This window comes from Micromonospora psammae, from assembly GCF_036902725.1.
Taxonomy (GTDB): Bacteria; Actinomycetota; Actinomycetes; order Mycobacteriales; family Micromonosporaceae; genus Micromonospora.
On the sequence record NZ_JBAKHM010000001.1, the window covers coordinates 272,991 to 284,845 of the forward strand.

The 11,855-nt window shown below is 74.6% G+C and carries 13 protein-coding genes; 10 read left to right on the top strand and 3 right to left on the bottom strand.

The features are described from left to right. The first annotated feature begins 44 nt into the window (after positions 1-44). The 10 genes from V6U79_RS01245 to rdgB all read left to right on the top strand — a co-directional run bounded on the left by V6U79_RS01245 (position 45) and on the right by rdgB (position 7,781). Positions 45-1,607 (top strand): P-loop NTPase family protein, encoded by a 1,563-nt coding sequence (locus V6U79_RS01245; RefSeq protein WP_334519312.1) that lies wholly within the window; start codon positions 45-47, stop codon positions 1,605-1,607. A 115-nt stretch (positions 1,608-1,722) separates the two neighbouring features. Then, complete coding sequence (clpS, locus tag V6U79_RS01250; protein WP_089010866.1) at positions 1,723-2,013, top strand: ATP-dependent Clp protease adapter ClpS; 291 nt, start codon at positions 1,723-1,725, stop codon at positions 2,011-2,013. Between the two features lie 121 nt (positions 2,014-2,134). Then, the gene (locus V6U79_RS01255) at positions 2,135-2,629 is read left to right on the top strand and encodes a DUF2017 domain-containing protein (RefSeq protein ID WP_334519679.1); all 495 of its coding nucleotides are present in this window, start codon (positions 2,135-2,137) and stop codon (positions 2,627-2,629) included. A gap of 54 nt (positions 2,630-2,683) precedes the next feature. Then, positions 2,684-3,172, top strand: coding sequence for a M67 family metallopeptidase (locus tag V6U79_RS01260; RefSeq protein WP_334519305.1), 489 nt, complete (start codon positions 2,684-2,686; stop codon positions 3,170-3,172). Between the two features lie 64 nt (positions 3,173-3,236). Further along, entirely contained in the window at positions 3,237-3,581 is a 345-nt protein-coding gene (locus tag V6U79_RS01265) for a MoaD family protein (protein WP_334519302.1), read from the top strand. A gap of 12 nt (positions 3,582-3,593) precedes the next feature. Continuing rightward, a complete protein-coding gene (locus V6U79_RS01270) occupies positions 3,594-4,559 on the top strand; it encodes a PLP-dependent cysteine synthase family protein (protein WP_334613168.1) in 966 nt (321 codons plus the stop codon). Between the two features lie 195 nt (positions 4,560-4,754). After that, positions 4,755-5,501, top strand: a complete 747-nt coding sequence (locus V6U79_RS01275) for an MBL fold metallo-hydrolase (protein ID WP_334519286.1) — start codon at positions 4,755-4,757, stop codon at positions 5,499-5,501. A gap of 42 nt (positions 5,502-5,543) precedes the next feature. Beyond that, positions 5,544-6,350, top strand: a complete 807-nt coding sequence (locus V6U79_RS01280) for a hypothetical protein (RefSeq protein ID WP_334519284.1) — start codon at positions 5,544-5,546, stop codon at positions 6,348-6,350. Positions 6,351-6,441: 91 nt separating this feature from the next. After that, positions 6,442-7,170, top strand: coding sequence for a ribonuclease PH (gene rph, locus V6U79_RS01285; protein ID WP_334519281.1), 729 nt, complete (start codon positions 6,442-6,444; stop codon positions 7,168-7,170). Next, positions 7,167-7,781 carry an RdgB/HAM1 family non-canonical purine NTP pyrophosphatase gene (rdgB, locus tag V6U79_RS01290; protein ID WP_334519278.1) on the top strand — a complete coding sequence of 205 codons (615 nt, stop codon included), beginning with the start codon at positions 7,167-7,169 and terminating at the stop codon, positions 7,779-7,781. Before rph ends, rdgB begins: the two co-directional genes overlap by 4 nt. Positions 7,782-7,814: 33 nt before the next feature. On the opposite strand, the gene V6U79_RS01295 is transcribed toward rdgB, so the two are convergent. The 3 genes from V6U79_RS01295 to hutI all read right to left on the bottom strand — a co-directional run bounded on the left by V6U79_RS01295 (position 7,815) and on the right by hutI (position 11,843). Next, positions 7,815-9,062: a DUF6891 domain-containing protein gene (locus V6U79_RS01295; RefSeq protein ID WP_334613169.1), complete on the bottom strand. Its 1,248-nt coding sequence runs from the start codon at positions 9,060-9,062 to the stop codon at positions 7,815-7,817. Between the two features lie 67 nt (positions 9,063-9,129). Beyond that, complete coding sequence (gene hutH, locus V6U79_RS01300; RefSeq protein ID WP_334519272.1) at positions 9,130-10,668, bottom strand: histidine ammonia-lyase; 1,539 nt, start codon at positions 10,666-10,668, stop codon at positions 9,130-9,132. Further along, complete coding sequence (gene hutI, locus V6U79_RS01305; RefSeq protein ID WP_334519294.1) at positions 10,656-11,843, bottom strand: imidazolonepropionase; 1,188 nt, start codon at positions 11,841-11,843, stop codon at positions 10,656-10,658. The genes hutH and hutI overlap by 13 nt, the downstream gene beginning before the upstream one ends. Positions 11,844-11,855: the final 12 nt, after the last annotated feature.

Sequence of the window (11,855 nt, forward strand, 5' to 3'; positions counted from 1 at the left end):
CCACGCGGCCGGCCTCGTGCCGCCCGCCCTACCGGGAGGCGCCGATGAAGCCCGGTCCACTCCCCGGGGTCGACGTGCCCGACGACGCCGCCGGCCCGGCCGCGCTGCCCCGCTGCGGCCCGCTGCCCACCCGCCTCGGGGTGACCGAGCCCGCCCCGGACGAGCCGCTCGCGGTGGTCGCCGCCGGGCCCGCCGGCGCGGCGCGGCGCGAGGTGCTCGCCGCGCTGCTCAACACCTCCTCGGGCATGCTCGCCGTGCCGACCGGCAGCTGCCTGCTGGTCCGGCACGCCCGGGTGGCGACCCGGGCCGCGTACGTGCCCGGCTACCGCCAACCGCACTCCTACGGCGCCGACCAGGCGGCGGCCGGACCCGCGCTGGCACGCCCGCCGCGCCGGGTCGAGCTGAGCCTGCCCGAACCCCTGCTGCGCCACTTCGCGGTGCTCGACACGCCGGACACCGACAGCCTCGGCGTCGCCGGCGGCCGGGTGCTGCTGGACGCGGTCGGCCGCGGTGGCGCCCTGCTCTTCGTGATCGGCGCCGACCAGGCGTTCACCGCCGCCGAGCTGCACCTGCTGGCCGAGGTGGCCCGGGCGGCGGTCGAGGTCTTCTTCGTGGTCACCCCCGGCGCGAGCGGCTGGGCGGCGACCCCGGACGGCGCGGCGACGACGGAGGACACGGAGGCGTCCGTCGCGCCGCCCCGGGACGGGTCGCCGTCCGCCGCCGCCGTGGACCCGGTGGCGGTCACCGTCGAGGCGCACCGGGCGGCACTGCTCGCCGCCGTGCCGGACCTGGCCGGCGCCCGCTGGTTCCCGGTCCACCGCGCGGAGCACCCCGGCCTGCGCCGGGCCCTGGTCGGCTGGGCGGCCGACGAGGGGTTGCGCCGGGCCAGCCTGCAACCGCCCGTGCTGCCCGGCGCCCACGGCCGGGTGACCGTGGCGCCCGACCTCGACCCGGGGGACTGGTCCGAGCGGCTGGAGCGGCAGACCCGCTCCTGCGCCCGCACCATCCGCCAGCACCTCGCCCTGGAGCTGGCCAACACCCACCTGCGGGTGGTCCAGGAGATCGTGTTCGGGGTCGGCTGCGCCGGCCTGCCGCAGCTGCTCGACCGGGAGATGGAGGCGCTCTCCCTGCTCGCCACCGCGCAGTTCGACCAGGCGGTCCGGGCCGTCATCGACGACGCCGCGGCGTGGATCTTCGGCGCACCGCTGGCCGAGGGCGTCCGCCGCCGCCTCGCCGCGGCGGTCCGATGGGGGCTGAGCGACCACCCGGCCGGGGGCGACCTGGAACGGGTGCTCCTGGTCACCAGCACCGCCGGGGTGGGCGAGCTGATCGGCCCCGGCGCGGTCGACGCCCTCGCCGGCCATCCCGGCGCGGAGCGCTCCGAGGTGCTGCCGCCGGTCGCCGTCGCCCTCTCCGGTGGGTGCTGGCAGCACTGGCGCAGCCCGGGCAACGACGACCCGAACGCCGCCCGGTCCTGGGCCCAGCGGGCCCTGCGCGAGGTCGAACTGGAGCTGGCCCGGGAGGTGTCCCGGCGGTTCGAGGTGATCCGTCTTTCGCTCGGCACGGTGCTCTCCGATGCGCTCGACCACGGCATCCTGCTTGCCTGACGGCGGCGTGGTCCCGTCGTCGCGCCGTCCGGTCTGCTGGGCCCGGGAGGGTGATCCCGGCCGCCCCGGCGTTCCGGTTCATCGGTTCGCCGGATCCGGTGGCACGATGGGGGGCATGGCGGCTCCACAGGTTGCACCGGTCGAGACGCCGGACACCGACGAGGTGCCGGTCTCGGACCGGCCGTGGGTGACGATCGTCTGGGACGACCCGGTCAACCTCATGACGTACGTGACCTGGGTTTTCCAGAAGCTCTTCGGATACAGCCGGGAGAAGGCCGAGCAGTTGATGCTGGACGTGCACCACAAGGGTCGGGCCGTCGTGTCCAGCGGCGCCCGGGAGCGGATGGAGCACGACGCGTCGCAGCTGCACGCGTACGGGCTGTGGGCGACGGTGGACCGCTCGTGAGCGCGAGGAGTGAGCCGGGGTTGCGAGCCCCGCAGTCGCGAACGGGGCTGGCACCGGTGAGCGCGAGGAGTGAGCCGGGGTTGCGAGCCCCGCAGTCGCGAACGGGGCTGGCATCGTGAGCATGTTCCGCCAGCAGGCCGGCCGCTACGTCGCCACCTTCGCCGCCGACGAGGTGCGGGTGCTGCGCAAGGTCGCCTCCGAGGTGGTCGGCCTGCTGACCGACGGCTTCGACCACACCGATCCGGTGGTCGGTCGGCTCTTCCCCGACGCGTACCCGGAGGATCCGGCCGGCGCGGCCGAGTTCCGCCGGTACACCGAGGGCGACCTCAAGACCGCCAAGATCGACCAGGCCGGCGCCATCCTCGCCGCGCTCCCGGACTCCGACGGGGGCGAGGTACGCCTCGACGCGGAGGCGGCCGAGGCGTGGCTGCGGGCGCTCAACGACGCCCGGCTGGCGATGGGCGTCCGACTGGAGATCAAGGACGGCACGGACATCGGCGAGGAGCTCGACGACGCGGTCGCCGAGGACCCCAACTCGTCCCGGGTGTTCCAACTGTCGGTCTACGCCTACCTGGGTTATCTCCAGGAGTCCCTGCTCAACGCCCTGATCGACTGATTGGTGACCGCCGCCACTTCGCTTCGGAGCGCCGGCAGGCGTTAGGCTGGCGGCGTGCTGAGCATCGACCGGTCGATCGTCGACGCGATCGTGGCCCACGCGCGCCGGGACCACCCCGACGAGGCGTGCGGCGTGGTCGCCGGGCCCGCCGGCAGCGACACCCCCACCCGGCACATCCCGATGGACAACGCCGCCCGCTCGATGACGTTCTACGAGTTCGACTCGATGGAGCAGCTACGGGTCTGGCGGGAGATGGACGACCGCGACGAGGAACCGGTCGTCATCTACCACTCGCACACCGCCACGGAGGCGTACCCGTCCCGCACGGACGTCTCCTTCGCCGGTGAGCCGGGGGCCCACTACCTGCTGGTCTCCACCCGGGAGTCCGACACCGAGGAGATCCGCTCCTTCCGGATCGTCGACGGCGTGGTGACCGAGGAGCCGGTGCGGATCGTGGACGCGGCCGTGGACCCGCACGCCGTCCAGTCCTACATGTTCGGGCAGAGCCCGGCGACGGTCGACTACGAGTGTTCCGGCCGCTGACCCTTCAGCGCCGCGCACTTCATCTCCCGTCACCGAGGCACACCCGATCAAGGAGTACGACACCATGGCCATCGAGGTTCGCATCCCCACCATCCTGCGCAGTCACACCGGCGGCGCGAAGGTCGTCGAGGGCGCCGGGGACACCCTGGGCGACCTGCTCACCGACCTGGACTCCCGGCACGCCGGCCTGAAGGCCCGGCTGGTCACCGAGGCCGGCGCGCTGCACCGCTTCGTCAACGTCTACGTCAACGACGAGGACGTCCGCTTCCTCGGCGCGCTGGACGCCAAGCTCAACGACGGCGACAGCGTGACCATCCTGCCGGCCGTGGCCGGCGGCGCGTTCGGCTTCGCCGCCGCGGCCGCCATCGCGTCGCACGCCGTCTCGCGGCGCGCGGCCGACGCCCGCTGACCGGCGGTCGTCATGGCGCGGTACGACAGCCTGCTCGACGCCTGCGGTGGCACGCCCCTGGTCGGGCTGCCCCGGCTCTCGCCGACGGTGCCCGACGGGGCGCCGCCGGTGCGGCTCTGGGCGAAGCTGGAGGACCGGAACCCGACCGGCAGCATCAAGGACCGGGCGGCCCTGTTCATGGTCCGCGCCGCCGAGGAGGCCGGCCGGCTCCGCCCCGGTGACACCATTCTGGAGCCGACCAGCGGCAACACCGGCATCTCGCTGGCCATGGTGGCCAAGCTCCGGGGCTACCGGCTGGTCTGCGTGATGCCGGAGAACGTCTCCACCGAGCGGGTGCAGCTGCTCCGGATGTACGGCGCGGAGATCATCTTTTCGCCGGCGGCCGGCGGTTCCAACCAGGCCGTCGCCACCGCGAAGCAGATCTCGGCCGAGCACCCCGACTGGGTGATGCTCTACCAGTACGGCAACGAGGCGAACGCCCGGGCGCACTACGAGACGACCGGGCCGGAGCTGCTGCACGACCTGCCCACGATCACCCACTTCGTGGCGGGCCTGGGCACCACCGGCACCCTGATGGGCACCGGCCGGTACCTGCGGGAGAAGGTCGACGGGATCCAGGTCGTCGCGGCCGAGCCCCGCTACGGCGAACTGGTCTACGGCCTGCGCAACATCGACGAGGGGTACGTCCCGGAGCTCTACGACGCCACCGTGCTGTCCCGGCGGTTCTCCGTCGGCACCCGGGACGCGGTGCTGCGTACCCGGCAGCTGGTGGAGGTGGAGGGCATCTTCGCCGGCTTCTCCACCGGGGCGATCCTGCACGCCGCGCTGGCGGTGGCGCACGAGGCGGTCCGCGACGGTCGCCGTGCCGACGTGGCGTTCGTGGTCTGCGACGGCGGCTGGAAGTACCTCTCCACCGGCGCCTACGGCGGCACCCTCGCCGACGCCGAGGACGCCCTCGAGGGTCAGCTCTGGGCCTGACGCCCGGTCCGGGCCGGTCGGCGGAGCACGCCGGCCGGCCCGGTGGGTGTCACGTTGGTGACAACTTCCATCAGATGATTCTTGCCCCCCCGTCGCTGAGCGTAGGCTGCGCAGCGTGGCGTACACGTCGGTAGAGATCATCGGCGATGCCGACATCGGCGTGTCGACTACGGTGAGTCACTGCGGGGCGACCGGATGAAGTTGACGGTTCTCGGCTGCGCGGGCAGCTTTCCCGGCCCCGAGTCGCCCTGCTCCGCCTACCTGATCGAGGCGGACGGCTTCCGGCTCCTGGTCGACTTCGGCTCCGGGTCGCTCTCCACCCTCCAGCGGTACGCGGGACTGCACGCCCCGGACGCGATCCTCCTGACCCACCTGCACTGCGACCACATCCTCGACGCCGTCTCCTACGTGGTGGTCCGTCGGTACGCCCCGGACGGCCCGTACCCGCCCCTGCCGGTGTACGCCCCGTCCGGCGCGCCGGACCGGCTCGCCGCGGCGTACGGGCAGGAGGACAGCACGGTCGACGACGTCTACCAGTTCTACGGCCTGCAACCCGGCACCTTCCCGATCGGCCCGTTCACCGTCACCGTCGACCGGATGAACCACCCCGTCGAGACGTACGGGGTCCGGCTGGAGCACGGCGGGCGGGTGCTCTGCTACTCCTCCGACACGGCGCCCTGCGACGCGCTGCTGCGGCTGGCCCAGGACGCCGACGTCTTCCTCTGCGAGGCCAGCTACATGGACGACACGGAGAACCCGCCCGACCTGCACCTGACCGGCCGGGAGGCCGGGGAGGCGGCCACCAAGGCGGGGGTCGGACGGTTGCTGCTGACCCACCTCGTGGTCGCCTGGGGCAGCGAGGCGCACACCGTCGAGGCCGCCGCCGGCGCGTACGCCGGGCCGTTGGAAGTGGTCCGGGCCGGGGCCGCGTACGAGATCTGAGCGGGCACCCACGGCCGGTGCCGCCGCCCTAGGATCTCCCGGGTGACCGACCCCTCCCACGGCGTCCCCGATCCCCGGTACCCGCCCGGCTCTCCCGCGGTTCCCCCCGCGCCGGGCTGGCCCTCGCCGCCGATGTCGGCGCCCCCGGCCGGGTCGGCCTCCGCAGCACCCGTTCCGCCGCCCGGCTACCCGTCCGCGCCCGGTTTCCCCGCGCCCGCACCCCCGGCCGGCTTCCCGCCCGCTCCCGGCGCCTCCGCCGCCGCCCCGCCGCCGCCCGGCTTCCGACCCGGGCCGCCCGGTCCGCCCGGTTTCCGGCCCGGCCCGCCCCACCCGGGGTACCCGGCCGGCCCGTACCCGGCGCCGCCGCGCCGCTCCGGCGGCGCGCGCTGGCTGGTGCTCTCCCTCGTCCTGGTGGTGTTCCTCTGCTGCGGCGGTCTGGGCTACGCCGGTTGGGTCCGCCCGTGGCAGCAGATGCAGGAACGCAAGGAGATCTACGCCGACCTGGGCGTGCCGTCGGGGTTCAACGGCTCCGAGCCGACCGAGGTCGAGGCGACCAAGAGCGTGACCGGGCGGGTGGCGATCGTCTGCGAGAAGGGGGTCTGCCCGGTCAACCTGGCCGAGAGCATCCACCACTGGATGGCCGACAGTGGCCAGCGGACCGTCACCATCCAGGATGTCGCCCGCTGCCTCGGCAGCGGTGGCTCGTCCGGCCCGCGCTGCGTCTGGGCCTGGCGGGTCGGCGACCACGTGGTGAAGGTGTCCACCTTCGGCCTGCTGCCCCGTCCCGGCCCGCGCGCCTACGACGGCACCTTCGCCCTCGACGTCGAGGTCCGGCCGGCAGACGACTGACCGGCGCGGAACCGGGAGGTCGCACCGCGCCGCGCGCCGGCGTGCCGACACCCCGGGGCGGTTGGCTCGGGGCACCGCATAGGGTGCAGGCATGGCGCGACCTGACGGGCGGCTGCCCGACCAACTCCGACCGGTGACCCTGACCCGTGGCTGGAGCACCCACCCCGAGGGCTCGGTGCTCGTCGAGTTCGGCGGCACCCGGGTGCTCTGCACCGCCAGCGTGACCGAGGGGGTGCCCCGCTGGCGCAAGGGCTCCGGGCTCGGCTGGGTGACCGCCGAGTACGCGATGCTGCCCCGGGCCACCAACACCCGCTCGGACCGGGAGAGTGTGAAGGGCCGCGTCGGTGGACGTACCCACGAGATCTCCCGGCTGATCGGCCGGAGCCTGCGAGCCAGCGTCGACCTGAAGGCGCTCGGCGAGAACTCGATCGTGCTCGACTGCGACGTCCTCCAGGCCGACGGCGGCACCCGCACGGCGGCGATCACCGGCGCGTACGTCGCGCTGTACGACGCGGTGAACTGGCTGGCGGCCCGCAAGTCGCTGGCCGGCAAGCCGGAGAAGGTGATGCACCGGTCGGTGGCGGCGGTCAGCGTCGGGATCATCGACGGCGAGCCGCGGCTGGACCTCTGCTACACCGAGGACGTGGCCGCCGAGGTCGACATGAACGTGATCTGCACCGGCTCCGGCGACTTCGTCGAGGTGCAGGGAACGGGGGAGGACGGCGTCTTCTCCCGCCAGCAGCTCGATGCCCTGCTCGACCTGGGCGTGCTGGGCTGTCTGGAGCTGGCCGACGCGCAGCGGAAGGCACTCACCTCATGAACAAGATCCTGCTCGCCACCCGTAACCGCAAGAAGCTCATCGAGTTGCAGCGGATCCTCGACGGCGCGCTGGGCGCGCACCGGATCGCCCTGGTCGGGCTCGACGACGTCGAGGAATATCCGGAGCTGCCCGAGACCGGCCTCACCTTCGGCGAGAACGCGCTGATCAAGGCCCGGGAAGGGTGTCGCCGCACCGGCCTGCCCACCATCGGTGACGACTCCGGCATCGCGGTCGACGCCCTCAACGGCATGCCCGGGGTGTTCAGCGCCCGCTGGGCCGGCCGGCACGGCGACGACCGGGCCAACCTCCAGCTGCTGCTGGACCAGATCGCCGACGTGCCCGACGACCACCGCGCCGCCTCGTTCGTCTGCACCGTCGCGCTGGTGCTGCCCGGTGGCATGGAGCACCTGGTCGACGGCCGCCAGGCCGGCCGGCTGCTGCGCGCGCCGCGCGGCGAGGGTGGCTTCGGGTACGACCCGATCTTCCTCGGTGACGGCCAGGAGCGGACCAACGCCGAGCTGACCCCGGCGGAGAAGGACGCCATCAGCCACCGGGGCAAGGCGCTGCGCGAACTGGCGAAGCTGGTCGCCAAGGTGCTGCCGCCGGCCTGACTGTTGCCGCGCCACCGCTGGCCGGGCCCCCGGTCAGCGGTGGCGCAGGGTGGTGAGATCGCCACCGAGTTCCCGGACGGCCACCCGGTCCTCCACGGCCAGCGTGGTGAGCACCTGTTCCACCTCGGCCAGGGTCGCGAACCGACCCACCGAGACGGCCGCCTCGGTGTCCAGCTCCTCCACCCACAGCCCCTTCGGCTCCCAGGTGGTCTGCACGCACCCGCCGGACCGGCCGACGCAGGTGAGGAAGTCGTGGCTGAGCGGGCGCATCCGCCGCACCAGGACCAGCAGCTCCGCCAGGTCCACTGGCACGTCCTCGTCGAGGCCGGCGACGTGCTGAGCGGTCACCTCCACGAAGCCCACCGGCGCGGGGGCCGGCGCGGTGCCCGGCGGCAGGCCGCGCAGCCGCCGGACCAGTTCCGTGCCGTCGTGCCGGCCCACGGTCAGCTCAGACCCGCCCGGGTCGGCGTACGCACCGACCAGCGCGTCGCCCTCCCGCCGGACCTCCACCGACCGGCCCGACCAGCTCAGCCGCACCCGGACGGCGGCCGGCAGCCAGGGCAGGTGCAGCGCGGTGAGCCGGCCGGCCGACATCGGCCCGTCCCCCGGGGCGTGCGGCCCCGTCCAGCCGCCGAGCAGCTCCACGTCAACCTCGACGTCGTCGTCGGGCGTGGGCGGTACGGCCGCGAGGCGGCCCACCCGGCGTCGGCGCCACACCATCGGCACCTGGATCCGGCTGTCGGCGTCGCCGTCCCAGTGGACGGTCAGCCCCTCGGCCCGCAGCGCCGCCGCCACCTCCTCGCCGATCTCCGTCGAGGGCGGGCCCCCGAACAGCCCGTAGGCGATGAAGACGGGCGACCCGGCCACGGCGCGCTCGGCGTCCTGCTGGTGGTAGAAGGCGTAGCCGCGCGGTTCGATCGGGCGCGGCACGTCCGCGCCGATCTCGTCCAGGCCGCAGTTCTGGCAGCAGGTGAAGTTCTCCCGGGCGACCAGGCCGGCGGCGGTGAGCGCCCGGAACGCCGCGGTGAGCCGGTCGCAGTCGGTCACCTCCGGCCAGCGGGCCTGCGCCGCGAGGTGCCGGGTCAGCTCCTCGGTCACCACCGGCCACACCAGCTCCGCGACCCGGTCCGGCTCGTCGGTGCGGTCCAGGTACTCCACCGTCTGGGTGACGATCGCGGCGGCCGGAAGCTCGGCGAGCGCCACCTGCCGCCCGACGAAGTCCCGGATCTGCTCGTCGAGCTTCTGCTCCTCGGTGTCCACGGCGGCGAACGCTAGCAGCACCGGCCGACAGTGGACCCGCCCTGCCGAACCGTCCGGTCGGCCCGGGTCGGCAGGGCGGGTCCGGTGCTCAGCCGAGCGGGCCCAGCTCCCGCTCGATGGCCGCCCGCAGGTCCGGGCCGGCCAGCACGGCGCGGGCCGCCTCCATCACCGGGGCGAGGAAGACGTCCGGCCCGGGCTCGCCGGCGGCCCCGCCGAGCGCCGCGACCGCCGCCCGTCCGGCCGGGGACGGCTGAAGCGGCGCCCGCAGCTGGAGTCCGCGTACGCCCGCCAGCAGCTCCACCGCGAGCAGGCTGGTCAGGTTGTCCAGCACGGTGCGCAGCTTCTTGGCCGCCGCCCAGCCCATCGAGACGTGGTCCTCCTGCATGCCGCTGGTGGGCAGCGAGTCCACCGACGCGGGGGCGGCGAGCCGGCGGTTCTCGGCGACGATGCCCGCCGCGGTGTACTGGGCGATCATCAGGCCGGAGTTGACCCCGGCGTCGGGGGAGAGGAACGCCGGCAGCTCCCGGTTGCGGGCCACGTCGAGCAGCCGGTCGACCCGGCGTTCGGCGATGGCGCCCACCTCGGCGGCGGCGATGGCCAGGTAGTCGGCGGCGAAGCCGAGCGGCGCGCCGTGGAAGTTGCCGGTCGACTCGACCCGTCCGTCCGGCAGCACCACCGGGTTGTCCACCACGGACCGCAGCTCCCGCCCGGCGACCGTCTCGACGAAGTCGAGGGTGTCCCGGGCCGCGCCGGCCACCTGCGGCGCGCAGCGCATCGAGTACGCGTCCTGCACCGCGTGGGCCAGGTCGTCGCGGTGCGAGTCCATCACCCGGGAGTCCTGGAGCAGCCGGTGGATGTTCGCCGCCGAGGTGGCCTGGCCGGGGTGCGGCCGGATGGCGTGCAGCTCGGGCAGGAACGGCCGCTCGGAGCCGAGCATCGCCTCGATGGCGAGGGCGGCGGTCACGTCGGCCATGGTGAACAGGTGCCGGGCGTCGTGGATCGCGAGCAGCAGCATGCCGAGCATGCCGTCGGTGCCGTTGATCAGGGCCAGCCCCTCCTTGGCGGCCAGCTCGACCGGGGCCAGCCCGGCCTCGCGCAGCGCGTCGGCGGCGTCGGTCCGCTCGCCGGCCGGGCCGAGCACCCAGCCCTCGCCGAGCAGCGCCAGCGCGCAGTGCGCCAGCGGGGCCAGGTCGCCGGAGGCGCCGAGCGAGCCGTGCTCCGGCACCCACGGGGTGATGTCGTGGTTGAGCAGGTCCACCAGCGCCTCGGCGACGAGCGGGCGGACCCCGGAATGGCCCAGCGCGAGCGACCGGACGCGCAGCAGCATCATCGCCCGGACCACCTCGCGTGGCATGGGCGCGCCCACCCCGGCGGCGTGCGAGCGGATCAGCGCGTGCTGGAGCTCGGCCCGGCGCTCCGGGGCGACGAAGGTGTTCGCCAGCGCCCCGAAGCCGGTGGAGACGCCGTACACGGGCCGGCCGGCGGCCTCGATGCCGTCCACGATGGACCGGCTCGTGGTCATCGCGTCGACGGTGGCCGGGGCGAGGACGACCTTGGCGGTGCCGCGGGCGACCGCGAGCACGTCGGCGGGGGTGATCCCGGTGGGCTGGATGGTCACGATCGACATTGCGGCGCTCCGTTGTGCAGGACCTGGCGGATCAGTGGCACACCGGGCCGGTAGGCCAGGTGCAGGTGGGACGGGGCGTCCAGGACGATCAGGTCGGCCCGGGCGCCGGGGGTGAGCACGCCGACGTCGTCGCGGCGCAGCGCCCGGGCCCCGCCGGCGGTGGCGGCCCAGACCGCCTCCGCCGGGGTCATCCGCATCTCGCGTACGGCGAGCGCGATGCAGAACGGCATGGACGACGTGTACGACGACCCGGGGTTGCAGTCGGTGGCCAGCGCGACGGTCACCCCGGCGTCGAGCAGCCGGCGGGCGTCCGGGTACGGCGACCGGGTGGAGAACTCCGCCCCGGGCAGCAGGGTGGCGACCGTCGTCGAGCTGGCGAGCGCGTCGACGTCGGCGTCGGTCAGGTGGGTGCAGTGGTCCACGCTGGCCGCGCCGAGTTCCACCCCGAGCTGCACGCCCGGGCCGGGGCCGAGCTGGTTGGCGTGCACCCGGACGCCCAGCCCGGCCGCCTGCCCGCAGGTGAGGATGGCCCGGGTGTGGTCGACGTCGAAGGCGCCCCGCTCGCAGAACACGTCGATCCAGCGGGCGTACGGGGCGGCGGCGGCCAGCATCGGCCCGCAGACCAGTCCCACGTAGTCGTCGGGGCGGTCGGCGTACTCGGCGGGCACGACGTGCGCGCCCAGGAAGGTGGTCTCCCCGGTGACCTCCGCGGCGATCCGCAGCGAGCGGGCCTCGTCGGCGACGGTGAGGCCGTACCCGCTCTTGATCTCGATGGTGGTGGTGCCCTGCCGCAGCGCCTCGGCGTGCAGCCGGCGCACGGTGGCCCGCAGCTCGTCGTCGGAGGCGGCCCGGGTGGCGCCGACCGTGGTGCGGATGCCGCCCCCGGTGTACGGCTCGCCGGCCATCCGGGCGGCGAACTCGGCGGCCCGGTCCCCGGCGAAGACCAGGTGCGCGTGGCTGTCCACGAAGCCGGGCAGCACGGCCGCCCCCTCGGCGTCGATCCGCCGGTCGGCGGCCGGCGCGTCCCGGCCCGGCCCGATCCAGGCGACCAGGCCGTCCTCGACCAGCAGGGCGACGTCGCGCCGGATGCCCAGCGGTCCGCCCTCGCCGTAGGCGGTGTTGGTGACCAGCTCGCCGATGTTCTCCACCAGCAGGCTGCCGCCGCGGTGCGGCATCGGGTCGCCGGG